This is a genomic window from Novosphingobium rhizovicinum, assembly GCF_040813635.1.
Lineage (GTDB): Bacteria > Pseudomonadota > Alphaproteobacteria > Sphingomonadales > Sphingomonadaceae > Novosphingobium > Novosphingobium rhizovicinum.
In genome coordinates, this window is sequence record NZ_JBFNXR010000054.1 from 67,231 (window position 1) to 92,254 (window position 25,024).

The window sequence follows — 25,024 nt, forward strand, 5'->3', positions numbered from 1 at the left end:
GGCGCTCATTTTGACAGGTGCGCTGGGAGCATGCGCCGATGCCTTGACCACGGACGATCCGCGGCTCGGCGCCTTGCCGATCACCGGACGACTGGTGGGCGGGCTCGTTTCTACCGGCCTCGCAGGGACGGCTGCCGAAGCTGCTTTGCTACACTTCCGCGGCGCCTTTCACAGCCCCTACATGTGGCTGCCTGTTACGCTCCCCCCCCCTTGCGGCCGTGGCGATGGCACGCGATGTCCTGACCAGCGTGCCGCGCTTAGGCACTGGCCTGCTGCTTGGCGCGACAACGCTGCTCGGCTTCGTCGGTGCGGGCTTTCACGTCCGGGGCGTGGCACGAAACATGGGCGGCTGGCGCAACTGGAGGCAGAATCTGCTTGCCGGCCCTCCCATACCGGCGCCGGCCGCCTTCACCGGTCTTGCGCTTGCCGGCATCGGCGCCCTGATGCTGATGGGGAGGCGCGGCGATGACTGACCGCTTCCCGGACTACGACGTACTGAACAAGCGCAACACGCTAAGCTGGGATGCGCGCACCCGCGACGTTATCAATGCGCGGCTGGACCTCCCGGAGCGCTCCGACGTACTTACCCCCGCCCAGATTGCTACACTGCGCGCGCTCGCCGACAGGATCGTGCCTCAACCGCAAGGACGGCAGGCAGTGAACGTCGTGGCCCTGATCCTGGAAAAACTGGCGGGTGAGACAAGCGCGGACGGCTATCGCCATGCGGGCTTGCCACCGGCACGGGACGCGTGGAAGCGCGGGCTCGACGCGATCGAGGCCGAGGCGCAAGAGCGACACCGCGCCCGTTTCACGGACTTGCCGCCGGCAGACGCCGATGCGCTGCTCCGCGCGGTCCAAAGCGGTGATGTGCGCGCAGATTGGACAAGCCTTCCACCCCGGCTGTTCTGGCAATGGCGTATGCTGCCCGACCTCGTCTCCGCATATTACGCCCACCCCTCGGCCTGGAGTGCGATGGGCTTCGGCGGCCCGGCGAGCCCACGTGGTTACGTGCGGCTTGCCCCAGGCCGGCGCGATCCCTGGGAGCCTGCCGAGGCCGGAGACCAGGCCCTGCTCTCGGCTTCTTTCCGGAACCGCCGTGTCGGCTGAGGCGATGCAAGCCCCTCGCGCCACGAACGGCCGTGCGCCCGACGTCTTCTTGCCGGGCGGCTGGGTGCCGATGCGTGAGTACCCGGAAACGGAGGAGGTCGACTTCGTCATCATCGGCACCGGAGCAGGCGGCGGCACGCTGGCATGCAAGCTGGCGGAGGCAGGCTTTTCCGTGGTCGCCCTCGATGCGGGCGCGTACTGGCGGCCACTGGAGGATTTCGCCTCGGACGAGCGCGAGCAGTCCAAGCTCTACTGGACCGACGAACGGATCGTCGACGGTGCGAACCCGATCAAGCTGGGCTCCAACAACTCGGGAAAATCGGTCGGCGGATCGACGGTGCACTTCGCGATGGTGTCGCTCCGATTCCGGCCGGAGTGGTTCAAGTCACGCTCAGTCCTGGGATATGGTGCCGACTGGCCGGTCGACTGGCGCGAGATGTGGCATTACTACGATGAGGTTGAGCAGGCGCTGCAGATCTCCGGCCCGGTTTCCTACCCCTGGGGCCCGGCCCGGCCTCGCTACCCTCGCCGCGCACACCCCTTGAACGCAGCGGCGACGCACCTTGCGCGCGGAGCGGAAGCGCTGGGCACGGAATGGGCGGAAACGCCGCTGGCAACGCTTTCGTCGCCTCACGGCAAAGCCCATCCGTGTGTCTATCGCGGCATGTGCGTGATCGGCTGCTCGACCAACGCGAAACAGTCGGTGCTGGTGACATGGCTGCCGCGCGCTCTGGCGGCAGGCGCGGAGATCCGCGACCTCGCGATGGCCGGGCGCATCGACACAGGACCAGACGGGCGGGCCACCGGTGTCCACTACCATCGAGAGGGCACATGGCGTTTCCAGAAGGCGAAGCATGTCGTGGTCGCGGGCTATGCGATCGAGACTCCGCGGCTGCTGCTCAACTCGGCATGCTCGCGCTTTCCGGAGGGTCTGGCGAACAGTTCCGGTCTCGTGGGACGCAACCTGATGGTGCAGCTCAATCAAGCCGTTTGGGGGCAGGTTGACGAGGAGATCCGATCCTACAAGGGGCCGCCGAGCCTGGCCATCAGCGAGCACTGGAACTACTCCGACGCCGGCAAGGACTATCACGGCGGCTGGGCCTATATGAGCCAGGGGCCGCTGCCGATCACCTGGGCCACCACGTTGGCGGGTGGCCGGGGCCTGTGGGGGCAGCCTCTGATCGATGAGATGGCGCTCAACAATCACAGCGTGGGACTCAAGATGGTCGGGGAAGTCCTGCCCTACCCGCACAACCGCGTCACGTTGGCCGATGAGACGGACCAGTATGGCCTGCGCATCCCGCGTGTGACCTTTGCGCTCGGCGATAACGAGCACGCGATGATCGCCCACGCGCTGGATTTCATGGAGGCCAGCCTCGAGGCCACCGGCGCGCGCGACCGTTGGCGCGAGACCGACGATACCTGTCACCTGAACGGCACTGCGCGCATGGGCGACGATCCAGCAAGCAGCGTTGTGAATGCCGACTGTCGCAGTTGGGACGTTCCCAATCTCTGGATATGCGACGGATCGGTCTTCCCCACCGTGGGCGGCGCCAACCCGTCGCTGACGATACAGGCGCTCGCCTGTCGCACGGCAGACCGGATCAGGGAACTTGCGCGGCAGGGCGCGCTTTGATCGGGAATGCCGCACCCTGGAGCATACCTGCCACGCCGGCCTCCCGTCGTGACGGTGCCTTGCCGCTCGCTATGCGCGGGCGTGTTCACACTGTCCTCAAACCGCAGCGGGGTGGCGCATGAGCAGCGGCAGGAAGTTGATCGAGGACTACGCCCTGATCGGCGACGGCGAAACGGCTGCGCTTGTCGATCGCTCAGGTTCAATCGACTGGCTCTGCATGCCGCGCTTCGATTCCGAGGCATGCTTCGCAGCGCTCCTCGGAGACGAGGAGAACGGCTGCTGGAAGATGCGGCCGTCCGAGCAGGTGAGGCGCAGTAGCCGCCGCTATCGCGGTGATACGCTGATCCTTGAGACGGTGTTCGAAACAGACGCCGGGTGCGTGGCGGTGATAGACTTCATGCCGACCCGAGGCCGTGCACCCGACATCGTGCGAATCGTGGAGGGTCGCCGCGGCTCGATCGAAATGCGCTCAGACCTTGCCGTGCGCTTCGACTTTGGTCAGCTTCACCCGTTGGTGCGCACCTGTTCCGATCATCAGGTGCTCGCGATGGCGGGACCTGACGGCCTCGTGCTGCATTTTGATGAGCCCGTGACATTTGAGGACAGATGGTTCTCGTCCCGCTTCACAGTGTCCGAAGGTGACCGGCGCTGCTTCATCATGACCTGGTTTCCGGCACATGAGCCGGTACCCGACCGCTTCGATGCCGAGGAGGCACTGCTCAAGACAGAGGAGTTCTGGAACGACTGGGTGACCCGCACCGACTACGATGGCGCGTATCGTCAAGAGGTCATCCGCTCGCTCATCACGCTCAAGGCGCTGATCCACGCTCCCACTGGCGGCATCGTTGCGGCGCCCACGACGTCACTTCCGGAATGTCCGAACGGCGCGCGCAACTGGGATTATCGCTTCTGCTGGCTGAGGGATTCGACGTTCACCCTGCTCGCCTTGCTCCAAGCCGGAATGCGGACAGAAGCCCGCGCCTGGCTGGGCTGGCTGCGCCGTGCAATCGCTGGCGAGCCGATCGACGTGAAACCTTTGTACACGGTGGGCGGTAACCGTCGTATTCACGAGTGGCATGCAGACTGGCTCGCAGGGTTCAATGGCGGGACACCGGTGAGATTTGGCAACGCCGCTGCTACGCAATGTCAGCTCGACGTCTATGGCGAGGTTCTGGACACTCTGCTCGCGGGTGCGCGCCACGGGCTTGAGCGCGAGCATGACAGCGATGCGCTGGTTCGTCTTCTCGCCGCAAAGCTGGAGCAGGAATGGGAGCATGCTGACGCCGGCATCTGGGAAAGCCGCGGGCCTGCAAAGCACTTCGTTTATTCCAAGGCGATGTGCTGGACTGGCTTCGACCGAGCATCGAAGTGGTTTGCCGAATGCGATCCGAAGTTGTCGCGCCACTACCGCGAGTTGGCCGAGAAGGTGAAGTCGCTGGTGCTGGATCGCGGCTACGATCCCCAGCGGGAAAGCTTCGTCTCCGCGTTTGGAGAGACAAGCCTGGATGCTGCGACGCTGCGGCTCCCGCTCGTCGGCTTCCTGCCGGCAGATGATCCGCGAGTGGTGGGAACGGTAGCCGCCATAGAGCGCGAGTTGATGCGCGACGGGCTCGTGCGCCGTTACAGCACCGAGGAGACCGACGATGGCGTGGGCGGCGATGAAGGCACCTTCCTGGCTGCCAGCTATTGGCTCGCTGACGTGTACGTGCTCCAAGGGCGCACCGACGCTGCGCGTGCGCTGTTCGAGCGGGTCTGCGCCCTGTCCAACGATGTGGGTTTGCTTTCAGAGGAATACGGCGACAAGGTACTTCTCGGAAATTTCCCCCAGGCGCTATCGCACCTCTCGCTTGTGAGCACCGCGCTTAACCTGCGAGGCGGTGGTGGTCCGGCGCAAGAGCGGGGCACCTGAGAGGCCGCTATACCTCAAGGCTCGAACTACCTTGATGCCCGAGCAAAAGTGCTCGGTTCCGGCCATCCGATCGCGGTCAACGCATGCTCGTCGCTTTCTCCGCAGCAACAGGCGCGGCAAGCGATTAATGAGGACGAGAGTCCCTCTGACTGCCGTTCCTATACGAAACGTTCGTTGCCAGACGTGTCGCCAAGAGGCCGATCTGATGGCGCGCCCGACAGGATTCGAACCTGTGGCCCCAAGCTTAGAAGGCTCGTGCTCTATCCAGCTGAGCTACGGGCGCACCTTGAGTCCCCCTTAGCGCGGTTCCCGCGTGAGGCAAATGTCTCCATTGTCTCGCACCCTCTCACGAGCGAAAAAGTCTCTAGGCTTGTGCATGGCTGCAGGTTACGCCTTGGCCATGAGCGAAGAGCAGCTTTCCCGCATTGGCGGAGCCACGGGCGCACGCCGCCACTTCCGCTATTTCGACTATGTGATGGCAGCCTTCGTCACGATGTTGCTGCTGTCCAACCTGATCGGCGCGGCAAAGCTCTCGTCCCTGGGGGGGCTCACATTCGGGGCAGGCATCCTGTTCTTTCCCGTCAGCTATGTTCTGGGCGACGTGCTGACCGAGGTTTACGGCTACGCGAATGCACGCCGCTGCGTTTGGGCGGGATTTTTCGCGCTCATCTTCATGGCTTTCATGAGCTTCGTCGTCGTCGCGATGCCGGCGTCGCCAGAATGGGGGTGCGCGGCGAGCGCAGACCCGCTCTACCAAGGGGTGGTCGCCGCATCGGACAGCGGCGCCGTATGCCAGTCCACTTACGTCTCTGTGTTCGGCAGCACATGGCGAATCGTGCTGGCGTCCTTGCTGGCGTTCTGGGCCGGCGAATTCGTCAACGCCTTTGTCATGGCAAAGATGAAGCTCTGGACTGGCGGCAAGCTGCTCTGGACCCGTACGATCGGATCAACAGTGTTCGGACAGGCAGTGGATAGCGCAGTCTTCTACCCGATTGCCTTCCTGGGAACTTGGACCACTGAGTCCGTCTTCCTGGTCATGATCACCAACTGGGCGATGAAAGTTGCTTGGGAGGTCTTCCTGACCCCGGTGACTTACGCAGTCGTGGGCTGGCTGAAGAGCAGAGAGGGAGTTGACGTCTACGATGACGACACCGACTTCTCGCCCTTCGCGAAAGCAAAGGCGGTTTGACCGCGCACCTCAAGCGGGGCTAGTCCCCGCGCACAATGGCGCTCGACCGCATCCAGCTTGCCGACTTTCGCAACCACCGCGACACGCTTGTCGAGGACACAGCACCGTTCAATCTGCTGATCGGCGAGAACGGCGCCGGGAAAACCAATGTCCTTGAAGCGATCTCTCTGTTCGCTCCGGGACGCGGACTGCGGCGAGCTACTCTGACAGACCTTCCCGCACAGCAGGGCACCGGCGGCTTTGCCGTGAGTGCTTTGTTGAAGACCGGTCCGGATCCGGTTCGGATCGGCACGGGGGTCTCTCCGGATCGCCCCAGAAGACGAGTGGTTCAGATCAATAGCGCCGACGCACCCGCCGTACGGCTTGCTGAATGGCTATCGATCGGCTGGCTGACCCCCGCCATGGACAGGTTGTTTTCAGAGAGTGCGGGCGGCCGGCGCCGCTTTCTCGACCGGATGGTACTCGCGCTGCATCCAGGCCATGCTGGGCAGGCCTCCCGCCTGGAAGCGGCCGTGCGAGAACGCAACAACCTTCTTTCAGACGATCGCCCGCCGGATCCACACTGGTTGGATGCCATCGAAGCCCAGATCGCTGAAGCGGGCGCAGCCGTAGCGCAGGCACGCAGTGACACCGTCGGCGCTCTCCAGGAGATGATGGCACATCTGCCCGACACCCCCTTTGCGAAGCCGGCGCTGAGTTATCTGCCCGGCGGCCCCCTCAGCAAAGACGCACTCGGGGTCGCTCTGCGCGAAAGCAGGGTGCGCGACCGCTCTGCCCAGCGAACGCTCACGGGGCCCCACCGGGACGAACTTCAAGTGGTCATGGCGGCGAAGAACCAGCCGGCAGCGGAATGCTCGACGGGAGAGCAGAAGGCGATGCTGATCGCCATTGTTCTCGCACACTCGCAGATCCTTGAGCGGAACGGTGAGCGACGGCCACGCTTGCTCTTGCTGGACGAAGTCGCCGCGCACCTGGATCCGGTGCGGCGGGAGGCGCTATTCGACCGGCTCCGGAGAGGATCTGCGCAACTTTGGCTAACGGGCACTGAGGCCGCCCCCTTCTCCGCAATCCTGAACGAGGCGGCGGTCTGGCACGTCCATGGAGGAACGGTCCGAAGGGTCTGACGCTCGCTTAGCGTTCGGGCAACGCCTCAATGACGTCATCGATCGTCGCGACCACCAACTCCTCCGCGCCGTGAGCGATGGGCTGCAGGCTGTCGCCCTGAAGGTTGTCGGCATCCGCAGCGGCAGCGCCGGGCTGCAGAAAGAATGGCACCAGGACGGCATCATACTGTCTCGCAAGTGTCGGGTAGATCGGATTGAATTGCCGCGCGAAATCGGCGCTGAGATTTGGAGCCGCCATTACGCCGAGGAGGACAACCCGAATCCCGCGATCACGCAACATGCTGAGTATCCGCGCGAGATTGGCACGTGTTTGCGCCGGCGGAACACCGCGCAGCATATCGTTCGACCCGATGCTGACAACGATCACCTCAGGCTCCACCGGCTGTCCATCCAAGGTCTCTGGCAAACGACCTAGCGCCTGCCCGCTCGTCTCACCCGCAAGGCCGGAGTCGACGACTCGTGCGTCGACGCCTCTGGCGCGCAAGGCAGCTTCAAGCATGCCCGGGTAGCTGTCGCCAGGCGCTGAGCCGCTGCCGGCCAGTACCGAGTCCCCATACGCAAGGATTATCCGTCGTGGCCCCATAACCGGGATGGGCGGAGGCTGGTCGAGAGCGCTCCTTTCATCCCTTGCGGCAGGGGCCGTCTCCTGACCGCATGCAGCCAAACCTGCCGCGGCGGCAAGCGACAAGGCAGCGCGCAGCATGACGGATGATCCCGGAACGCTCAGGCGAAGACCTGCACGCTAGCGGGATCCTTCGGATCGGGACCGTAGCGGTTCGGCCCAGGAGTTCCGGGCAGCAACATGATCACGAAAAAGGCGATGCTGGCGACTAGCCCGACTAGCGGAACGAACGAGGCGATGATGAAGCCCAGATACCACCACCCGCTCATGTCGCGATCATGCAGGCGACGCACCGTCACAGCCAGGCCGGGAATTATGGTAGCAAGCCACCAGATCACGTATAGAAGCCCCGCGCCTCCGAAAAAGAGTGACATCATGGCGCTATATCCAGCGCTTTCCACATCACCGAACGCAGCAACCGAACCCGTGGTGGCCAAGATGATCGCGGTGATGATCGCGTAGACGATTACGTTGAGCAGGGCGAAGGCCCAGAACTCCATCCGACGGGAACGACCGGTGAATTCGGCGTAGCGCCGAAACGGCATCAGCATGTATTCGAGCACGGCAAGCTCTCCCAGATAGCTGTGTTTCTAGCGACTCTAAGATGCCTCCGGTTCCATTGGAAATGAAATGGAGCGCTCCGCACCGCTTGCCCAAAAACGCCAGATCGAGTAAGGGCGCGCGAATTGTGCGGTGCAGCGTAGTGTCGCCCCCGCCCCCTCGAACTTACAGGCCTCACCATGTCCGCCCCGCTTCCGCTGCGCAATATTGCGATCATCGCGCACGTCGACCACGGCAAAACCACGCTCGTCGACCAGCTTTTCCGCCAGTCCGGCACCTTCCGTGACAACCAGCGCGTGGAAGAGCGCGCCATGGATTCAAACGATCTCGAGAAGGAGCGCGGGATCACCATTCTCGCGAAGCCCACCTCGATCGAGTGGAACGGCTACCGCATCAACATCGTCGACACGCCCGGACACGCCGACTTCGGCGCCGAGGTGGAGCGCATCCTCTCGATGGTGGACGGCGTGATCCTGCTGGTCGACAGTTCTGAAGGCGCGATGCCGCAGACCAAGTTCGTCACCGGCAAGGCTCTGGGCCTTGGCCTCAAGCCCATCGTCGTGGTGAACAAGATCGACCGCCCCGATGGCCGCCACGCTGAAGTGCTGGATGAGGTGTTCGACCTGTTCGTCAGCCTCGACGCCAACGACGAGCAGCTGGACTTCCCGACGCTCTATGCTTCGGGCCGCAACGGCTACGCCAGCTACGATCCGGACGCGCGCGAGGGCACCCTCACCCCGCTGTTCGAGAAGATCGTGGAGCATGTGCCCGCGCCGAACCTGGACGTGGACGCCCCCTTCTCGTTCCTCGCTACCCTGCTTGACCGTGATAACTTCATGGGCCGCGTGCTCACGGGTCGCGTCCAGTCGGGCAAGCTCAAGGTCAATGATCCGATCCGCGCCATCGACTCGGATGGTAAGGTGATCGAGACCGGTCGCGCGTCCAAGGTGCTTGCCTTCCGCGGCCTTGAGCGCGTGGCGGTCGAGGAAGCGCGTGCAGGCGATATCATCGCGCTGGCGGGGCTGGAGAAGGCTACCGTCGCCAACACCATCGCCGACCTACAGGTCACCACGCCCATTCAGGCGCAGCCGATCGATCCACCGACGCTCGCCATGCGCTTCGCGGTCAACGACAGCCCGCTCGCTGGACGTGAGGGCGACAAGGTGACCAGCCGCATGATTCGTGACCGTTTGTTCCGCGAAGCGGAGACGAACGTTGCGATCCGCGTCACCGAAAGCGCAGACAAGGACAGCTTCGAAGTTGCCGGCCGCGGCGAGCTTCAGCTCGGCGTGGTTATCGAGACGATGCGCCGTGAGGGCTTCGAACTGGGCATCAGCCGCCCTCGCGTGCTGTTCCGCACAGACGAGAACGGCCAGCGCACCGAGCCTTACGAGACTGTCGTGATCGACGTGGACGACGAATACTCGGGCACGGTCGTGGAGAAGATGCAGCGCCGCAAGGCGGAACTGACGGACATGCGCCCTTCCGGCGCGGGCAAGACCCGCATCACCTTCTCGGCTCCTTCGCGCGGCCTGATCGGCTACCACGGCGAGTTCCTCTCGGACACGCGTGGCACCGGCATCATGAACCGCCTGTTCGAGAAGTACGATGCTCACAAGGGTGCGATCGAAGGTCGCCTGAACGGCGTTCTGATCTCGAATTGCACCGGCGAGGCGGTGGGCTACGCGCTCAACAGCCTTGAGGACCGCGGCGTGCTGTTCATCAAGCCCCAGGAGAAGATCTACGAGGGCATGATCATCGGCGAGAACGCCAAGCCTGACGATCTCGAAGTCAACCCGATGAAGTCCAAGCAGCTGACGAACTTCCGTTCGACCGGCAAGGACGACGCGATCCGCCTCACGCCGCCGCGCGTGATGACGCTGGAGCAGGCGATCGCCTACATCGACGATGACGAGATGGTCGAAGTGACGCCGCAGTCGATCCGCCTGCGCAAGGCGATCCTCGACCCGAACGAGCGCAAGAAAGCCAGCCGCAAGAAGGACGCAGCCTGAGCATAGAATAGGGATACGGGCGCCCACCTAAGCAAGCGCCCGTATCCTCAGCCTGCATTCCTCAGGCGATAGATGACATCTGCGTGGGCTGGCTGCTCCGCGCCCCGCAATAGCGGTCAAACTCTTCCATATACCGCGTTGTTAGCGCCGCCTGTTTGTCACGCGGAGCATTCTGCGCGACTTCAGGGAACCAGCTGCTCTCTTCCTGATAGACGTGCTGCTGCACGGCGCTCTGGATATGCTCCAGCTTTTGCCGCCACTCGTCGCTCATCGGGTCGATGTTCTCCAGTATCGCAAAGTTGATTTTGGCTGCTGCCTGCTCCTCGTAGGCCATGGTGGCATGCGACTTACTGCTATGTTCGACCACTGCGGGATAAATGACGGACTCTTCCGCATTGGAGTGCCCTGCGAAAACGACCTTCAACTCGCGCAGGGCCTGCAGCTTCTCTGGCCCGCTTGATGCGCGAAGCGCACGATCGAATGCGGCTTCAATCTTGCGATGATGGTCGATGATGTTGTCGAGCCAGTCGTTGCTCTGCGCAATTTGCTCAGCCTTGCGGCGCGCCTCGGCGCGATCCTCTTTTGAAGCGATCGGTGCGAGGGATGCGGCGATCTTGTCGATGAAGGACATGCGTTTACTCCTGAACTCGGTCTGCACTGTAAGCGCCCCGCAAGCACTACGCGTTCCGTGACCCCATCCGGTCGAACCCATACCAGGAACGTTCCGACGCTCGTCGTGTTAAGAAATCAGCGCCGCCAAGAACAGAGATCGGTGCTTGGCATCACTACAAAGTAGAGCGCCCCCAAGCTGAATGGTGCCTGCAAGGAGCGTCCCGCCCTGGTTCAGTCTGGATAACGCATAAGGATCACATCGGACGTCCTGCGAAGGCAGTCGAGTCTTCTCCGCCCGTGACCAGAGGAGAATGGACATGAAAATGATAAAGAAGAGCCTGGCCGCGTTTACTTTGGCTGCGACTGCGCTCGTTTCCACCAGCCCCGCGGCCGCGCGTGACTCCTATCGCGAGCGTTACCGTGATCGCGACAATACCGCTGCGGTAGCGATCGGAGCCGGCATTGTTGGACTAGCCGTTGGCGCAATCGTCGCCTCGAGCAATCGAGACCGGCGATACCAGGACAGACGCTATTACGATCGGCGATATGTTGACGATGGTCGATACTATCGTGATCGGCGATACTATAATCGTTCGCCTCGCTACCGGTCTCATTCCCAGTGGCGCCGTGATGACCGACGTAGGCATGACCGCTATTATAATGGCGGCTACTATGACAACTATTACTACGGACGTCGCGGTTACTAAAAATCTGCCGGAGGGCGGTTCCCCTTGCCCGCTCATACCGGCGGATCGGGCGCTTGGTTGAACAGACCAGGCGCCCAAATCATACTCGCCCAAATCGTACTCTTGGCCTAGTCACTCGTGCCTCTCGCCAAGCTGGTTCAGCCCGGCTATGGCGCGCCCACCATGGAAATTGCCGACCTGCGCATTGCTCTCTTTTCGGGCAACTACAACTACGTCCGTGACGGGGCTAATCAGGCTCTCAACCGGCTTGTCGGCTATTTGCTTGGCCAGGGAGCCGAGGTGCGCGTCTACTCTCCTGTCATCGACAAGCCGGCCTTTCAGCCCACTGGCGAAGTCATCGGGGTCCGGGCATTGCCGATCCCCACACGCGGTGAGTACCGGATGCCGCTCTCCCTCTCCGGAAAAGCGCGTAAGCACCTGACCCGCTTCGCTCCCAACGTCGTGCATGTCTCATCACCGGACCCGGTAGCACATCAGGCGGTCACGTGGGCACGGCGCCGAAAACTACCGGTGCTGGCCTCCGTTCACACGCGTTTCGAGACGTACCTGCGGTACTACAACATGGCCTGGGCCGAACCCGCAATGGAAGCCATGCTTCGCCGGTTCTATCGGCGCTGCGACGCTCTGGTCGCCCCCTCCGAGAGTATGGCACAGGTGCTGCGCGAACAGCGCATGAACTATGATGTGTCGATCTGGTCCCGGGGTGTGGACCGAGATGTGTTCCATCGCGGCGCTCGCTCACTGGAATGGCGCCGCGCGCACGGGATTGCCGACCATGAGCCGGTCATCGGCTTCCTCGGCCGCCTTGTCATGGAGAAGGGACTCGACGTTTTCTCCGATTCCATCGACGAGCTGCGGCGGCGCAGTGTCGGGCACAAAGTCCTGGTCATCGGCGAAGGGCCGGCACGCGAGTGGTTCGAGGGCCGTTTGCCCGGTGCAAAGTTCGTGGGCTTTCAGCAAGGAGCGGATCTTGGCCGGGCGGTGGCCAGCATGGATATCCTGTTCAACCCCTCCGTCACCGAGACTTTCGGTAACGTCACGCTAGAGGCGATGGCCTGCGGCCTTCCGGTCGTGGCAGCGGCTGCGACGGGAAGTGAGAGCCTGGTGGAGGATCACGTTTCCGGTCGGCTGATCCGTCCCGGAGCAGTGCATCAGTTCGCCGAAGCTCTCCGTGGCTACATCGCCGATCCGGAACTAAGGGCCAGCCACGGCGCCGCAGGTGAAGCGCGCGCTCATGATTTCAGCTGGGACAAGATCAACCAGGCTGTCGCTGACACCTACCTCAGACTGATCCGGCAGCGCGCTGCTCGTTCCTAGCGCAGGATCTTCCGCGTGCGCATGCGGATCGCATAAAGCAGGAGAGCTACTGCCACGATCCAGATCACGACATTCATGATCCAGTTCGTTGGGGTGTTCATGCTTTCGGGCCAACCCGTGGCGAAGTTGTAGAACTGGGTGGCCGCTAGCGTGAGTAGCGAGAAAGCAAAGCAGTAGGCGGCCCACAGGGAACGCCCAAGCAGCAACAGCGATCCGAGCAGAGCAAGAGCGACACCCGCTCCCCAGGCAATGATCGTCCAAGCCGGGAACGCGTCGATATAATCGATCATCTCGGGCGGAAGCTGCGCAATGTAGGCGGGATGACGCAGGTTCGTCAGCACATAGTCGAGGCAGGCAAAGCCGTTCCACAACGTCGCCAGCGTGCCAACGACCCACAGGTGAGCAGGTGCCTTTCGGATCGCTGAACGGTCAGCGGTTGTTTCCATCTCGCCACTCCCTGCCGATGACGCAGCAGTTTACGCCCCGCCTCCAGACGATGCAATCACACGCGGCAATTGCTAGATGCAGCCGATGGCCGACTTATTCGCGGAAGAACACCCTCCCCAGCCACCTTCATCGCCGCGCGCGGATGCGCCGCTTGCCGACAGACTGCGGCCCCAGTCGCTCGCCGACATCGTGGGCCAGGAACACCTGACCGGTCCAGAAGGCGCGATCGGGCGGATGGTGGCAGCGGGGCGGTTATCTTCCATGATCCTCTGGGGACCGCCGGGCACGGGCAAGACAAGCATCGCCCGTTTGCTCGCCGATGCGGTGGGAATGCGTTTTGCGGCGGTCAGCGCCGTCTTTTCGGGCGTCGCTGACCTGAAGAAGGCGTTTGCGGAAGCGGAAACCGCAGGCCGGGCCGGGCAAAGAACCCTGCTCTTCGTGGACGAGATCCACCGCTTCAACCGGGCTCAGCAAGACGGATTCCTGCCGTTTGTGGAACGCGGCACCGTCACGCTGGTGGGCGCCACCACCGAAAACCCCAGCTTCGCACTCAACGCAGCTCTGCTAAGTCGGGCGCAGGTCTTGATCCTGCATCGGCTGGATGTGCACGCGTTGTCGTGCCTGATCGAGCGGGCCGAGACGCTGGAAGGTCCCCTGCCCCTCGTCCCCCAGGCGCGGGAGGCGCTGGTCGCATCGGCGGACGGCGATGGGCGCTTCCTGCTGAATCAGGTGGAGACGCTCTATGCGGCGCACCTTGATGCGCCTCTGGACCCTGCATCGCTCGGCAGCTTCCTGCAGCGCCGCGTCCCGGTCTATGACAAGGACCGCGAGGGCCACTACAACCTGATCTCAGCGCTTCACAAGTCCTTGCGCGGGTCCGACCCGCAGGCAGCGCTCTATTACATGTCGCGGATGCTGACGGCTGGCGAAGAGCCGCTTTACGTGCTGCGGCGCCTGACCCGCTTTGCCAGCGAGGACATCGGCCTTGCCGACCCGCAAGCTCTGACCCAATGCCTTGCCGCCAAGGACGCCTACGAGTTCCTGGGTTCTCCAGAGGGGGAACTGGCAATCGTCCAGGCGTGCATCTACTGCGCCACCGCTCCCAAATCGAACGCAACTTACGTCGCCTACAAGGCAGCGTTGAAGTCGGCGCGAGAGACCGGATCGCTGATGCCGCCCGCAAACATCCTGAACGCGCCCACAAAGCTAATGAAGGACATCGGCTATGGTGAGAACTACGCGTATGACCATGATGCTCCTGACGGCTTCTCGGGAGCGGACTACTGGCCAGAGGGAATGGTGCCCCAATCCTATTACAGACCCGTGCCACGCGGCTTCGAACGCCAAGTGATAGAGCGGATGGAATGGTGGGAGAAGAAGCGGCGCGAGCGGCGCGCGAAAGGTGAATGAGCGAACCGGCAGCATGCGGACGAACCGCTTCCGGCATTTCCTTGCGATTGATTGGTCGGGCGCCGCGGGCGAGCGCCAGCCGGGCATTGCCCTGAGCCTCTGCACGGCAGAGGGCTCACCACGCCTCCTCCACCCTCAGAGCCACCGCCGCTGGTCGCGCGACGCCGTTCTGGATTACCTGCTCACCGATCTGCCTCCCGACACACTGGTCGGGCTCGATCTCGGCATATCGCTGCCGTACCAGGATGCAGGGGCGTTTTTCCCCGGCTGGGCGGACAGCCCCTGCGACGCTCGTGCGCTCTGGAGGCTCGTCGACGAAATATGTGAGAGCGACCCGCACCTCGGCGCCCGCAGCTTCGTCGATCACCCTATCGCCAGCGCTTACTTCCGCCGGCATGGGGGGAGAGAAGGCAGCCGCTTTCACCTGTTGGGCACCCCGCATCGCCGCGGCCGGTTTCGGATCACCGAGAACGCTCAGGAGCGCGCAGGGTGCAAGCCTTACAGCAACTTCAACCTTGTGGGCGCGGCGCAAGTGGGAAAGTCCAGCCTTACCGGCATGCGAATGCTCCATCGATTGGAGGGACGGCTGTTCGTCTGGCCGGTCGATGGGCTCTACCCGCCAGCAAGCGGATCTGTCATCGTCGAGATCTACACGGCCATCGCTGCACTGGCCGCCAGCCGGAGCGTCGGCCGCTCGAAAATCCGCGATGGCGCTTCCCTCGATGTCGCGCTTCACAAGCTCGGATCACCGCCATCGGGCCTATCAGGCATCGTAGACGATCATAGCGCCGACGCTCTGCTCTCTGCGGCTTGGCTGCGCATGCACGCCAACGATGAAGCGCTGTGGCGACCCGGCGAGCTTACGCATGATGTCGCGCGAACGGAGGGCTGGACCTTCGGGGCACCTTAGATCACACTCCGGCCTTGGAGGGGGTGTCCGCCAGGCGGGCACCCCCTCGTGCGTTCAATGAAGGGGCTGCCATGATAACAAGAAAACTGCTGCTGACCGGGATCGCCGTCTGTGCGCTGGGGGCGTGCTCGACGGTCAACATGCCCGCAACCGAGCAAACCTCGCCCGAGCAAACCTCTGCCGCGAGCGCTCAGCCAGCCTGGTCCGAATTCGCTCAGGCGACGCTCGATGAGTGGTTTACGCTCGATCCCGCGATGGCCGTCTACCAAGGCGCTCATCAATACGACGGCCGGCTGCCCGACTGGAGCGAAGCCGGCCTTGCCCGACGCGTGGCCTTCTTGCGCTCGGTAGTGGATGAAGCACGCGCATACACGAACCTTACGCCTCAGGAGGCGCTTGCGCGGGATCACCTTGTTGCAGCCGCCCGCCGCGACTTGTTCTGGATCGTCGATGCCGATCGTCCGCATCGCAACCCAGGCTTTTACATCGATGGCGGACTCGATCCGAACGTCTATGTCTCGCGCGAGTATGCCGACAAACCCACACGCATGCGGGCGATGATCTCGTTCTTCAACGCGATTCCCGACGCTGCCAGCAACATCCGGGCGAACTTGCGCACGCCGCTTCCCGCCAGCTTCATTAAGCTCGGCGTGGCCGGCTTTGGAGGTTTTGCCGACTACTACCGCGGTGATGCGCGCGCCGCCTTCGCGGATGTGCAAGACCCGGCCCTCCAGGCCGAGTTCAAAGCCGCCTCCGAGAAGGCAGCAACAGCGATGGCCGGGTTGGCGTCATGGCTTGAGGGCCAAAGGGCCGCTGCCACCCAGGACTATGCTCTTGGCCCCGACCTGTTTGCACGGATGCTGAAGGAGACAGAGGGCGTCGATATCAGCATCGACGAGCTTGAGGCGATCGGCCGGGCAGACCTGAAGCGAAATCAAGCGGCGCTGAAAGTCGCATGTGCCCAGTATGCTCCCGGTAAGACCATCCCGCAGTGCTTCGACAAGTTGAATGCCGACAAACCAGCTGAGGGACCGGTCGCTGCGGCAACCCGGCAGATCCCCAAGCTGACCGCCTTCGTGCGTGAGAAAGACCTCGTTACCATTCCCGGCACCGAACAGGCGCTCGTGCGCGAGAGCCCACCCTACAACAGGCAGAACAGCGCCTACATCGATCCTCCGGGACCGTTCGAGAAGGGTATTCCCTCGATCTACTATATCTCTCCGCCGGACCCGGCTTGGTCGGCCGAAAAGCAGCGCGACTACATCCCTGGCGAGAACGATCTGCTGTTCACCAGCATACACGAAGTCATGCCTGGCCATTTCCTGCAGTTCCTTCACTCGAACCGGGCTCCCTCGCTGATCTCAAGGATATTCGTGGGCTACGCCTACGCGGAAGGTTGGGCGCACTACACGGAAGAGATGATGTGGGAGGCCGGTTACGGTAGAGGCGATCCCGGCGTTCACGTCGGGCAGATCTCCAACGCGCTGCTGCGCAACTGCCGTTTCCTCTCCGCTATCGGACTTCACGCGAGAGGCATGACGCAAGCCCAGTCGCAGAAGATGTTCCAGGACGAGTGCTATCAGGTCGAAGGCACGGCTGAGCAGCAGGCGGCACGCGGAACGTACGATCCGGCCTATCTGAACTACACCCTCGGCAAGCTGATGATCCTGAAGCTGCGTGAAGATTGGACCGCCACACGCGGTGGAAAGGCGGGATGGAAAGCCTTCCACGACACCTTCCTCGGCTATGGCGGCGCGCCGATTCCGCTCATCCGGCAGGTCATGATGAACGAGCCGCAACCGCGCGCAGTGTTCTGATCTGCGGAACGAAAATGTATGATCCGGGGCAAGCTCGCTCCGGATCATACCCGACATGCTACGCGGGATGACGCGCATACACGCACCAGCAACCATTCGCGTTCGGGCAGCAGAACCGGCTTGCGGTGCCCGCCGAGCTTGCCCAGCGCCACGCCGCCGGTCCGGCGCTGCCGCTGCGACCAACGAACTGCGCTCGCAACGCCTACACCAAACTGCTGCAGCTTACGCCGACGAACCCGGCGCCATCGCTGCAACCACAGGCTTCTGAAGATCTATCGAACAGGCTCGGCTCATCCCTGCTGGCCTCCTACCCAGCCGGCAGGTCGAGTCAGAAAACCAGCGGCTCGTGGATCCCCTATCTAGTCACTTAAACCAGATCATGCTCTAAGCACGCGGCTTAGACGCTTGGCCTGAAGCATCGGAACGCGGCTTGATGCCTCAGGCCGGCGTGGCCGCAGCTTGGCTCCGAACTATCGGACGCGCCTCACGAACAATCCGCTCTCACGCTTTTCCGTGGCGAAGTTCGGCAGCGACTTCACCAGTTCCGCAAGTCGAGAGAACCCGTAGCTACGCGCATCGAAGCTTGAACGGTTGGCAACGCGCTGCCCGACTTCCGAAAGGCTTGCAAAGCCCTGATCGTCCCGCTTGCTGGCCTTCCATGCGTCACCAAGCAGCTTGATCAGCTCGTCGTCGATCGCCGCCTTTGGCGCTTGCCCCCCCTGCTCTTCCTTCTCCTCCTCCTCGACCATTGCATCGACGTCGATGAACCGGGTGCAGGCTTCGCGGAATGCCTCCGGTGTCCGGCCGGTGCCAAAGCCGTAGACCGGTGTGCCGTTCTGGCGAATACGCATTGCAAGCGGCATGAAGTCGCTATCGCTCGACATGATGCCGAAGCCTTCGATCCGCCCTCCATAGAGCAGATCCATGGCATCGATCGTCATCTTCATGTCCGTGGCGTTCTTGCCCTTGGTCAGGTCAAACTGCTGCTGCGGCTCAAGCGCATAGCGATGCATGAGCTTCGACCAGCCCCGCAAGCCCGGCTTGCTCCAGTTGCCATAGATGCGGCGAACATTGACGGTACCCAGGTCACCCAGGATCGTGAGCGCGGCATCGATGTTGCCCGGTGATGCATTGTCCGCGTCGATCAGCAGGGCGATATTGCGAGATGGGTCTGAGTTGGCCATCGGCCATATCTGCTATCTTGCCGGGCAGTTGTCCATGGCCGCGCTTGCTTCGCTGCGCCGCACAACATACGGTCCGGGGCAAGATACAACTGACAGGACCGGCCCGATGCAGCGTTTCGAAGGCACCAGCAACTACGTCGCCACCGATGACCTCAAGGTTGCGGTCAACGCCGCCGTACTGCTGCGCCGCCCGCTGCTTGTGAAGGGTGAGCCGGGCACCGGCAAGACCGTGCTTGCAGAGGAGATTGCGAAATCCCTCGATGCGCCGCTGATCACCTGGAACGTCAAATCGACGACGAAGGCGCATCAGGGGCTTTATGAGTACGACGCTGTAGCCCGGCTGCGCGATGGGCAGCTTGGCGACGAGCGCGTTCACGATATCCGCAACTACATCCGCAAGGGCAAGCTGTGGGAAGCATTCACCTCCCCCAGACTGCCCGTCCTGCTGATCGACGAGATTGACAAGGCCGACATCGAGTTCCCGAACGATCTCCTTGCCGAGCTCGATCGCATGGCCTTCGACGTCTACGAGACCGGCGAGCGCGTGGCTGCGGTCGAGCGGCCGATCGTCGTCATCACTTCCAACAACGAGAAGGACCTGCCGGACGCTTTCCTGCGCCGCTGCTTCTTCCACTATATCAAGTTCCCGGATCGCGAGACGATGCAGTCGATCATCGACGTGCACTTCCCCGGCATTCAGAAGAGCCTCGTGGCGAAAGCGATGGAGGTCTTCTACGAGTTGCGTGACGTGCCCGGCCTCAAGAAGAAGCCGTCCACCAGCGAACTGCTGGACTGGCTCAAGCTGCTGATGAACGAGGACATGCCGCTCGAGGTTCTGCAAAATCAGGATTCCAGCAAGGCCATCCCGCCCCTGCACGGAGCACTGCTGAAGAACGAGCAGGACGTGATGATGTTCGAGCGGCTGGCCTTCATGGCGCGGCGGGGCGGCTAAGTGCCTGCCTCCTACACCGGGCGCTGCAACTGCGGTGCCGTCACCGCGGTAATCGACGCGGAGCCTTTGTGGGTGCGTCAGTGCTGGTGCCGCCAATGCCAGAAAATCGCCGCCGGCAGTGCCACGAACAACGCGCTCTTCATGACCGAAGCCATGACGATAGCGGGTGAGATTGCCTGGGCGAGCTATACCGCGGACAGTGGCAACACTGTGGAGCAGGGCTTCTGTCCAAATTGCGGCACACACATCCTCGGCCGCAACTCGGCTCGGCAGAGAGCAAATGTCGTGCGGCTTGGCTTCCTCGAAGGACCGCATGAACTGGGGCCACAGAGCGCGATCTGGCTGGAAGAGGCGCCTGCCTGGGCTGCGATCAACCCTGAGATAGAGACCTTCTTGCGCCAGCCTGCACCGCCTCAGCGCCCAGATCGCACGGAGAACTGATCTCATGTTCTTCAACTTTGTCGACGAGCTGCGCGCAGCCGGGATCAAGGCGTCCTTCAAGGAGCATCTCACGCTGCTTGAAGCCTTGGACAAGAACGTGATCGAGCAGACGCCAGAGGCGTTCTACTATCTCTCCCGCGCCACCTTCGTGAAGGACGAAGGCCTGCTCGACCGCTTCGATCAAGTGTTTCAGAAGGTCTTCAAAGGCGTGCTGACCGACTACGGCCAGCAGCCAGTCGAGATCCCCGAGGACTGGCTCAAGAAGCTGGCGGAGCGCTATTTCTCGCCCGAGGAGATGGAGCAGATCAAGTCGCTCGGCTCCTGGGATGAGATCATGGAGACCCTCAAGAAGCGCCTGGAAGAGCAGCAGAAGCGCCATCAAGGCGGCAACAAGTGGGTGGGCACCAACGGCACGTCTCCTTTCGGCCACTCGGGTTACAATCCAGAGGGCATTCGCGTCGGAGGCGAAGGCAAGCACGGGCGTGCGATCAAGGTCTGGGAAAAGCGCGAGTTTGCTAACCTCGACAACTCGAAAGAACTGGGCACGCGCAACATTAAGGTGGCTCTACGCCGTCTGCGCCGCTTTGCGCGCGAAGGCGCGGCGGATGAGCTGGACCTCGACGCCACGATCGAGGGAACGGCGAAGCAGGGCTGGCTGGACGTCGTGATGCGGCCGGAGCGGCATAACGCCGTGAAGGTCCTCCTGTTTCTCGACGTGGGCGGTTCGATGGACCCGTTCATCAAACTGGTGGAGGAGCTGTTCAGCGCCGCCACGGCCGAATTCAAGAACCTGGAGTTCTTCTACTTCCATAACTGCCTTTATGAGGGCGTCTGGAAGGACAACCGGCGGCGGTGGTCGCAGCGGACGAAGACCTGGGACATTCTCCATAAGTACGGCCACGACTACAAGGTCATCTTCGTGGGCGACGCAGCCATGAGCCCGTACGAAATCAGCCACCCGGGCGGCTCGGTCGAGCACATGAACGACGAGGCTGGAGCGGTATGGCTGCAGCGCGTGATGCAGACTTATCCGGCCACTGTGTGGCTCAATCCCACGCCCGAGCGTCAGTGGGAGTATTCGACGTCCACTCGCATGATCCGCGAGCTGATGCACGATGCCATGTACCCGTTGACCCTTGACGGCCTTGAGGGTGCCATGCGCGAACTTACGCGCAAGAAGGCCTGAACAGCACTTTCCGTCTCCACCCTTTTGGGCGCGCAGGAACCCGCATGGATCGTCAGTTGCTGATCATCTGCCTGCTTACGGCGGCGATCAATCTCATCGGCACCCTGGCCTACTCGGCACGAATAGCTGGAGTACGGACACGCCGTATTGCGATGAGCTTCGCGCTTTTCAACATTCTGGTGCTCGTCTCGCGCACCTCTAACAGCTTTCTCGGACCCTTCCTGGCCAAGCGTATTGAGACCCGCCTTGCGACTGAAGGAGGCGACGCACTGCTTGGCGACTTCCGCCTCGTGCTGGCTGCTGCATCGGTCGCGGTCTTCCTGGGCATCCTTCTGGTACCAACAGCACAGCGGCTGTTCGCGACGGCCATCGGCCACTTTCAGGTGCACCGCTCGACCGGCAGGCTCATCCTGCGCCTAGCCTCTCCGGCAGGGCTGCGTACGATCCGTCGCTCATTAACGACGCCATCGTTGAAGCACCTGCACAGTTTCGCGCAAGATCGGGGTGTGGGGTTTGGGGTCCTGCTCGCAAACTGCCTCGCTCAGGCGTTGATCGTCGTGGGTGTGCTCGCCTCACTTTACGCGGGGTTCCTCAACCCCGAATACCGCGTAACGGCATCGCAGCTCTCCGCAGTGGTGAACGGCTTCGCAACGATCCTGTTATTCGCCCTGATTGACCCCCAGCTCTCGGTCATGACTGATGACGTGGTGGAAGGACGGATCAGCGAAGCACGTTTCCGGCGAACAATCGTGTGGATCTCGATCAGCCGGCTCGTTGGCACTCTGTTGGCCCAGGCCCTTTTCGTTCCTTCGGCCCAGGCAATCGCCTGGGTGGCAAACTACGTATAGAGCAGGATCGGCGCGATTTCTTCACGCCATGCCGCCTCGTCGCGCGTCGCCAAAGCGTCGAAGTCACCGGGTTCGGCGGCAGGATCGTCGACCCACTCGCGAAGAGCTGGGCCGCCGTTGATGACGTCGATCGCCAGCCGATCGAACTCGTACTCGTAGGGGAAATCGCGCCAGATCGGATAGTCCGGCCGCAACTGCCTGATTGCCTTGAAGGCGAGCGCCTGCAGCCGCCAGGGGCGAAACGCCTCGTGACGATAGAACTGCCCCTCCGCGTGGATCATCAGGGCATTGCACAAGGTTCCCTGGTGCTTGTGGAAGGTCGGCTCGAACCAACATTCCCGGATGGCGCAACCGGCAAGCCACTCGGGCGCAAGGCGCTGCATTTGGGCGTGCACCGCACCCGCCGGAAGATCGGGAGCTCCGAACAGAACTTCGAGAGGACGCGTGGTGCCACGTCCTTCAGAAAGAGTCGTTCCCTCCAGCATGACAGTGCCAGCGTATGCACGCGCCATGTTGAGATTCGCTGCATTCGGGCTGGGGTTGATCCAGACCCGATCGTCGGGCCAGCCAAAGCCGGGGCTGCCGGATGGTTGCCAACCTTCCATCGTCACTACGCGATAGTCCACGTCCAAATTGAATTGGCGGATAAACCACAGCCCCATTTCACCCAGTGTCAGCCCATGTCGCATCGGCATCGGCCCCGCCCCTACGAAGCTCTCCTGACCAGGAATCAGCAACGTGCCCTCTATCGGCCGCCCGGCGGGATTTGGGCGATCCAGCACCCACACCGCCTTGCCAGTGCCCGACGCCGCCTGCAGCAGGTACAGCAGGGTCGTGACGAAGGTATAGATGCGGCAGCCCAGATCCTGCAGATCGAACAGGAAGACGTCAGCGGTGGCCATCATCTCAGACGTAGGCCGACGCACCTGACCGTAGAGGCTGAATACCGGTATGCCGAGCGCAGGGTCGAGTTCGTCCGCCGTTTCGACCATGTTGTCTTGCTTGTCACCCTTCAGGCCGTGCTGGGGTCCGAACGCGGACGTCAGGTTCACGCCGGCGCCCGCCAGCGCATCCAGCGAATGAACCAGAGATTCAGTAACGGACGCTGGATGGGCAACAAGAGCAACCCTGCGGCCCTCCAGAGGCTCGCGCAGGGCGGGATCGGCGAGGAGGCGGTCTATGCCAAACTTCATGCCCGATCCGGTGCCGCAAGCTCTGCCGCGAAGCAAGCTGGATCATGGAAGTCGGGCTTGTCTGCGTTGTGTGCGAGGGCCCAGAACGACTTTGTGCCGCCCTCCTCTTCGATCACAGCCGCCATGCCATAGCGCCAAGGCGCGGATGGCAGGGCGGAAGCCGGCACAGCCGCATCGAAGATCGCAAGCGCCTCTCCCTTGCGCATTGCGCAGGAAGGCTCGCGAGGGAATGATCGTTCGCTCATGCCCTGTCGATAGGCCACAAAGTCGTACGCGTTCCAACGCTCTGACGGCGAGAGGTTAAGCTCCACGTATCCGGCTTCACCCGGCGGCTGGATGAAGATTTCGAAACAGGTGGCCTGCCACAGACCGTCAGCGCGGCCTTTCCCTGCGAAGGGGGGCACGATCAGCTTCTGCGCTCCCTCGATCCGCCAGCGAAGGCGCAGCCATTCACCGTCGGGCGTAACCCGTGCCGTCACCTTCTTCACCGCTGCAGGGGCAAACCCCGGGTGAGCTATCAGCGAGTGCGTTTGCAACCGCGCATCTCCATGCTACGCGCGCGCTTCCCCGAGGAAGGCACCATGACGTACAATTCTACCCTGCTACGCCTGCTCGACGAGCGAGGCTACATTCACCAACTCACCGATGCCGAAGGGCTCGACGCGCTTGCGGAGAAGCAGGTGGTGCCTGGCTATATCGGCTTTGATCCCACCGCGCCATCGCTCCACGTCGGACATCTTGTATCGATCATGATGCTGCGGCAACTGCAGCGCGCGGGACACAAGCCGATCGTGGTCATGGGTGGTGGCACCGGAAAGATCGGCGACCCCAGCTTCAAGGACGAAGCGCGCAAGCTGCTGACAGAGGATCTGATCGCGCAGAACGTCGCGTCCATCCGTCGGGTCTTCGAGCGTTTTCTCACGTTTGGCGATGGCCCGAGCGACGCTATTATGGTCGACAATGCCGATTGGCTCGACAAGCTCGAGTACATTCCGTTCCTGCGCGACATCGGCCAGCACTTCTCGATCAACAGGATGCTCAGCTTCGATTCGGTCAAGCTGCGTCTCGACCGCGAACAATCGCTCAGCTTCCTCGAATTCAACTACATGATCCTCCAGGCCTACGATTTCCTGGAGCTGTCCCGCCGCGCAGGGTGCCGCCTCCAGATGGGCGGATCGGATCAATGGGGCAATATCGTCAACGGCATCGAACTTGCTCGCCGGGTCGACGGAACACACGTTTTCGGCCTGACGACCCCGCTGCTAACCAATGCCGATGGCACCAAGATGGGCAAGACGGTCGGCGGGGCTGTCTGGCTGAACGAGGATCAGCTTCCCAATTTCGATTACTGGCAGTTCTGGCGCAACACCGATGATCGCGATGTAGGCAAACGCCTGAGATTGTTTACGGATCTCCCGCTCGACGAGATCGACCGACTTGAGAAGCTGCAGGGCAGCGAGATTAACGATGCCAAAGTCGTGCTCGCGAACGAAGCGACCCGCCTCTGCCGTGGGGACGAGGCAGCCCGCACAGCGGAATCGACGGCTCGCGCGACGTTCGCAGGTGGCGGCATGGGCGATGATCTTCCCACACTCGTGATCCCGCCTGAGGGTATGCGCCTCGTGGCGGCTTGTACCGAAATCGGGTTCACCGGATCTAACGGGGAAGCCAAGCGGAAGATTGCCGAGGGGGCGGTGAAGCTCGACGACGAGGCCGTCTCTGACGCCAATCTCCTGGTGACCGTGGCATCCGGCGCGTCCAGGAAGCTGAGCCTCGGCCGGAAGAAACACGGTATTCTGAAAGGAGCGTGACGCCTTCGGGCACACTCGATCATCATCCT

24 protein-coding genes, 1 tRNA gene and 1 pseudogene are annotated in these 25,024 nt (G+C 62.6%); 17 read left to right on the top strand and 9 right to left on the bottom strand.

Going from position 1 to position 25,024, the window contains the following annotated elements; translation table 11 throughout:
* The first annotated feature begins 224 nt into the window (after positions 1 to 224).
* From ABUH87_RS16855 to ABUH87_RS16870, 4 genes are all read left to right on the top strand, one after another.
* A complete protein-coding gene (locus tag ABUH87_RS16855) occupies positions 225 to 473 on the top strand; it encodes a hypothetical protein (RefSeq protein ID WP_367775276.1) in 249 nt (82 codons plus the stop codon).
* Positions 466 to 1,107, top strand: coding sequence for a gluconate 2-dehydrogenase subunit 3 family protein (locus ABUH87_RS16860; RefSeq protein WP_367775277.1), 642 nt, complete (start codon positions 466 to 468; stop codon positions 1,105 to 1,107). Before ABUH87_RS16855 ends, ABUH87_RS16860 begins: the two co-directional genes overlap by 8 nt.
* 4 nt (positions 1,108 to 1,111) lie before the next feature.
* Positions 1,112 to 2,743, top strand: coding sequence for a GMC family oxidoreductase (locus tag ABUH87_RS16865; protein ID WP_367775278.1), 1,632 nt, complete (start codon positions 1,112 to 1,114; stop codon positions 2,741 to 2,743).
* A gap of 118 nt (positions 2,744 to 2,861) precedes the next feature.
* The gene (locus tag ABUH87_RS16870) at positions 2,862 to 4,652 is read left to right on the top strand and encodes a glycoside hydrolase family 15 protein (protein WP_367775279.1); all 1,791 of its coding nucleotides are present in this window, start codon (positions 2,862 to 2,864) and stop codon (positions 4,650 to 4,652) included.
* A 206-nt stretch (positions 4,653 to 4,858) separates the two neighbouring features.
* On the opposite strand, the gene ABUH87_RS16875 is transcribed toward ABUH87_RS16870, so the two are convergent.
* Positions 4,859 to 4,935 (bottom strand) — tRNA-Arg (locus ABUH87_RS16875).
* Positions 4,936 to 5,052: 117 nt separating this feature from the next.
* On the opposite strand from ABUH87_RS16875, the gene ABUH87_RS16880 reads away from it, so the two are divergent.
* Both ABUH87_RS16880 and recF read left to right on the top strand, forming a co-directional pair.
* On the top strand, positions 5,053 to 5,841 hold the full coding sequence (locus tag ABUH87_RS16880) for a queuosine precursor transporter (RefSeq protein ID WP_367775583.1): 789 nt from the start codon (positions 5,053 to 5,055) through the stop codon (positions 5,839 to 5,841).
* Between the two features lie 35 nt (positions 5,842 to 5,876).
* Positions 5,877 to 6,965, top strand: coding sequence for a DNA replication/repair protein RecF (gene recF, locus ABUH87_RS16885; RefSeq protein WP_367775280.1), 1,089 nt, complete (start codon positions 5,877 to 5,879; stop codon positions 6,963 to 6,965).
* A 7-nt stretch (positions 6,966 to 6,972) separates the two neighbouring features.
* On the opposite strand, the gene ABUH87_RS16890 is transcribed toward recF, so the two are convergent.
* Both ABUH87_RS16890 and ABUH87_RS16895 read right to left on the bottom strand, forming a co-directional pair.
* A complete protein-coding gene (locus ABUH87_RS16890) occupies positions 6,973 to 7,668 on the bottom strand; it encodes an arylesterase (protein ID WP_367775281.1) in 696 nt (231 codons plus the stop codon).
* 20 nt (positions 7,669 to 7,688) lie between these two features.
* A complete protein-coding gene (locus ABUH87_RS16895; protein WP_367775282.1) occupies positions 7,689 to 8,150 on the bottom strand; it encodes a DUF805 domain-containing protein in 462 nt (153 codons plus the stop codon).
* Positions 8,151 to 8,327: 177 nt separating this feature from the next.
* On the opposite strand from ABUH87_RS16895, the gene typA reads away from it, so the two are divergent.
* A complete protein-coding gene (gene typA, locus ABUH87_RS16900; RefSeq protein ID WP_367775283.1) occupies positions 8,328 to 10,160 on the top strand; it encodes a translational GTPase TypA in 1,833 nt (610 codons plus the stop codon).
* A gap of 61 nt (positions 10,161 to 10,221) precedes the next feature.
* On the opposite strand, the gene ABUH87_RS16905 is transcribed toward typA, so the two are convergent.
* Positions 10,222 to 10,791 carry a hemerythrin domain-containing protein gene (locus tag ABUH87_RS16905; RefSeq protein WP_367775284.1) on the bottom strand — a complete coding sequence of 190 codons (570 nt, stop codon included), beginning with the start codon at positions 10,789 to 10,791 and terminating at the stop codon, positions 10,222 to 10,224.
* Between the two features lie 298 nt (positions 10,792 to 11,089).
* Between ABUH87_RS16905 and ABUH87_RS16910 the strand changes: the two genes are divergently transcribed.
* Together ABUH87_RS16910 and ABUH87_RS16915 are read left to right on the top strand one after the other, a co-directional pair.
* Positions 11,090 to 11,479 (top strand): hypothetical protein, encoded by a 390-nt coding sequence (locus ABUH87_RS16910; protein WP_367775285.1) that lies wholly within the window; start codon positions 11,090 to 11,092, stop codon positions 11,477 to 11,479.
* 162 nt (positions 11,480 to 11,641) lie between these two features.
* Positions 11,642 to 12,796: a glycosyltransferase family 4 protein gene (locus ABUH87_RS16915; protein WP_367775286.1), complete on the top strand. Its 1,155-nt coding sequence runs from the start codon at positions 11,642 to 11,644 to the stop codon at positions 12,794 to 12,796.
* Here the strand turns inward: ABUH87_RS16915 and ABUH87_RS16920 are convergent.
* Complete coding sequence (locus ABUH87_RS16920) at positions 12,793 to 13,242, bottom strand: hypothetical protein (RefSeq protein ID WP_367775287.1); 450 nt, start codon at positions 13,240 to 13,242, stop codon at positions 12,793 to 12,795. The two genes, ABUH87_RS16915 and ABUH87_RS16920, sit on opposite strands and share 4 nt — an antisense overlap.
* 85 nt (positions 13,243 to 13,327) lie before the next feature.
* On the opposite strand from ABUH87_RS16920, the gene ABUH87_RS16925 reads away from it, so the two are divergent.
* The 3 genes from ABUH87_RS16925 (at position 13,328) to ABUH87_RS16935 (ending at position 17,380) form a co-directional block, all read left to right on the top strand.
* Positions 13,328 to 14,653, top strand: coding sequence for a replication-associated recombination protein A (locus ABUH87_RS16925; protein WP_367775288.1), 1,326 nt, complete (start codon positions 13,328 to 13,330; stop codon positions 14,651 to 14,653).
* Positions 14,654 to 14,666: 13 nt separating this feature from the next.
* Positions 14,667 to 15,563 carry a hypothetical protein gene (locus ABUH87_RS16930; RefSeq protein ID WP_367775289.1) on the top strand — a complete coding sequence of 299 codons (897 nt, stop codon included), beginning with the start codon at positions 14,667 to 14,669 and terminating at the stop codon, positions 15,561 to 15,563.
* Positions 15,564 to 15,634: 71 nt separating this feature from the next.
* Positions 15,635 to 17,380: a DUF885 domain-containing protein gene (locus tag ABUH87_RS16935; protein WP_367775290.1), complete on the top strand. Its 1,746-nt coding sequence runs from the start codon at positions 15,635 to 15,637 to the stop codon at positions 17,378 to 17,380.
* Between the two features lie 50 nt (positions 17,381 to 17,430).
* On the opposite strand, the pseudogene ABUH87_RS16940 reads toward ABUH87_RS16935, so the two are convergent.
* Together ABUH87_RS16940 and ABUH87_RS16945 are read right to left on the bottom strand one after the other, a co-directional pair.
* A pseudogene (locus tag ABUH87_RS16940) lies at positions 17,431 to 17,674 on the bottom strand (IS630 family transposase); the annotation flags it as partial.
* A gap of 176 nt (positions 17,675 to 17,850) precedes the next feature.
* The gene (locus tag ABUH87_RS16945; protein WP_367775291.1) at positions 17,851 to 18,564 is read right to left on the bottom strand and encodes an NYN domain-containing protein; all 714 of its coding nucleotides are present in this window, start codon (positions 18,562 to 18,564) and stop codon (positions 17,851 to 17,853) included.
* A gap of 106 nt (positions 18,565 to 18,670) precedes the next feature.
* Here ABUH87_RS16945 and ABUH87_RS16950 point away from each other — a divergent pair, with 106 nt between their 5' ends.
* From ABUH87_RS16950 to ABUH87_RS16965, 4 genes are read left to right on the top strand one after another with little or no spacing between them, the layout of a single operon-like run.
* Entirely contained in the window at positions 18,671 to 19,516 is an 846-nt protein-coding gene (locus ABUH87_RS16950) for an AAA family ATPase (protein ID WP_367775292.1), read from the top strand.
* The gene (locus ABUH87_RS16955) at positions 19,517 to 19,957 is read left to right on the top strand and encodes a GFA family protein (protein ID WP_367775293.1); all 441 of its coding nucleotides are present in this window, start codon (positions 19,517 to 19,519) and stop codon (positions 19,955 to 19,957) included.
* A gap of 4 nt (positions 19,958 to 19,961) precedes the next feature.
* Entirely contained in the window at positions 19,962 to 21,143 is a 1,182-nt protein-coding gene (locus tag ABUH87_RS16960) for a vWA domain-containing protein (RefSeq protein WP_367775294.1), read from the top strand.
* A gap of 44 nt (positions 21,144 to 21,187) precedes the next feature.
* Positions 21,188 to 21,991 (top strand): lipid II flippase Amj family protein, encoded by an 804-nt coding sequence (locus tag ABUH87_RS16965; RefSeq protein WP_367775295.1) that lies wholly within the window; start codon positions 21,188 to 21,190, stop codon positions 21,989 to 21,991.
* Here ABUH87_RS16965 and ABUH87_RS16970 read toward each other — a convergent pair.
* Together ABUH87_RS16970 and ABUH87_RS16975 are read right to left on the bottom strand one after the other, a co-directional pair.
* Positions 21,982 to 23,184, bottom strand: a complete 1,203-nt coding sequence (locus tag ABUH87_RS16970) for an exo-beta-N-acetylmuramidase NamZ family protein (RefSeq protein WP_367775296.1) — start codon at positions 23,182 to 23,184, stop codon at positions 21,982 to 21,984. The two genes, ABUH87_RS16965 and ABUH87_RS16970, sit on opposite strands and share 10 nt — an antisense overlap.
* On the bottom strand, positions 23,181 to 23,720 hold the full coding sequence (locus ABUH87_RS16975; protein ID WP_367775297.1) for a DOMON-like domain-containing protein: 540 nt from the start codon (positions 23,718 to 23,720) through the stop codon (positions 23,181 to 23,183). Before ABUH87_RS16975 ends, ABUH87_RS16970 begins: the two co-directional genes overlap by 4 nt.
* 45 nt (positions 23,721 to 23,765) lie before the next feature.
* On the opposite strand from ABUH87_RS16975, the gene tyrS reads away from it, so the two are divergent.
* Positions 23,766 to 24,995, top strand: coding sequence for a tyrosine--tRNA ligase (gene tyrS, locus ABUH87_RS16980; RefSeq protein ID WP_367775298.1), 1,230 nt, complete (start codon positions 23,766 to 23,768; stop codon positions 24,993 to 24,995).
* Positions 24,996 to 25,024 lie beyond the last annotated feature (29 nt).

What these genes read in the sequence shown, in the direction of transcription:
- ABUH87_RS16860 (WP_367775277.1), top strand. Translation starts at nt 466, where the DNA reads ATGACTGACCGCTTCCCGGACTACGACGTACTGAACAAGCGCAACACG.
- ABUH87_RS16865 (WP_367775278.1), top strand. Translation starts at nt 1,112, where the DNA reads ATGCAAGCCCCTCGCGCCACGAACGGCCGTGCGCCCGACGTCTTCTTG.
- recF (WP_367775280.1), top strand. Translation starts at nt 5,877, where the DNA reads ATGGCGCTCGACCGCATCCAGCTTGCCGACTTTCGCAACCACCGCGAC.
- ABUH87_RS16925 (WP_367775288.1), top strand. Translation starts at nt 13,328, where the DNA reads ATGGCCGACTTATTCGCGGAAGAACACCCTCCCCAGCCACCTTCATCG.
- ABUH87_RS16970 (WP_367775296.1), bottom strand. Translation starts at nt 23,184, where the DNA reads ATGAAGTTTGGCATAGACCGCCTCCTCGCCGATCCCGCCCTGCGCGAG.
- ABUH87_RS16930 (WP_367775289.1), top strand. Translation starts at nt 14,667, where the DNA reads ATGCGGACGAACCGCTTCCGGCATTTCCTTGCGATTGATTGGTCGGGC.
- ABUH87_RS16935 (WP_367775290.1), top strand. Translation starts at nt 15,635, where the DNA reads ATGATAACAAGAAAACTGCTGCTGACCGGGATCGCCGTCTGTGCGCTG.
- ABUH87_RS16915 (WP_367775286.1), top strand. Translation starts at nt 11,642, where the DNA reads ATGGAAATTGCCGACCTGCGCATTGCTCTCTTTTCGGGCAACTACAAC.
- ABUH87_RS16880 (WP_367775583.1), top strand. Translation starts at nt 5,053, where the DNA reads ATGAGCGAAGAGCAGCTTTCCCGCATTGGCGGAGCCACGGGCGCACGC.
- ABUH87_RS16920 (WP_367775287.1), bottom strand. Translation starts at nt 13,242, where the DNA reads ATGGAAACAACCGCTGACCGTTCAGCGATCCGAAAGGCACCTGCTCAC.
- ABUH87_RS16945 (WP_367775291.1), bottom strand. Translation starts at nt 18,564, where the DNA reads ATGGCCAACTCAGACCCATCTCGCAATATCGCCCTGCTGATCGACGCG.
- ABUH87_RS16960 (WP_367775294.1), top strand. Translation starts at nt 19,962, where the DNA reads ATGTTCTTCAACTTTGTCGACGAGCTGCGCGCAGCCGGGATCAAGGCG.
- ABUH87_RS16905 (WP_367775284.1), bottom strand. Translation starts at nt 10,791, where the DNA reads ATGTCCTTCATCGACAAGATCGCCGCATCCCTCGCACCGATCGCTTCA.
- tyrS (WP_367775298.1), top strand. Translation starts at nt 23,766, where the DNA reads ATGACGTACAATTCTACCCTGCTACGCCTGCTCGACGAGCGAGGCTAC.
- ABUH87_RS16965 (WP_367775295.1), top strand. Translation starts at nt 21,188, where the DNA reads ATGGATCGTCAGTTGCTGATCATCTGCCTGCTTACGGCGGCGATCAAT.
- ABUH87_RS16855 (WP_367775276.1), top strand. Translation starts at nt 225, where the DNA reads ATGGCACGCGATGTCCTGACCAGCGTGCCGCGCTTAGGCACTGGCCTG.
- ABUH87_RS16910 (WP_367775285.1), top strand. Translation starts at nt 11,090, where the DNA reads ATGAAAATGATAAAGAAGAGCCTGGCCGCGTTTACTTTGGCTGCGACT.
- typA (WP_367775283.1), top strand. Translation starts at nt 8,328, where the DNA reads ATGTCCGCCCCGCTTCCGCTGCGCAATATTGCGATCATCGCGCACGTC.
- ABUH87_RS16950 (WP_367775292.1), top strand. Translation starts at nt 18,671, where the DNA reads ATGCAGCGTTTCGAAGGCACCAGCAACTACGTCGCCACCGATGACCTC.
- ABUH87_RS16870 (WP_367775279.1), top strand. Translation starts at nt 2,862, where the DNA reads ATGAGCAGCGGCAGGAAGTTGATCGAGGACTACGCCCTGATCGGCGAC.
- ABUH87_RS16890 (WP_367775281.1), bottom strand. Translation starts at nt 7,668, where the DNA reads ATGCTGCGCGCTGCCTTGTCGCTTGCCGCCGCGGCAGGTTTGGCTGCA.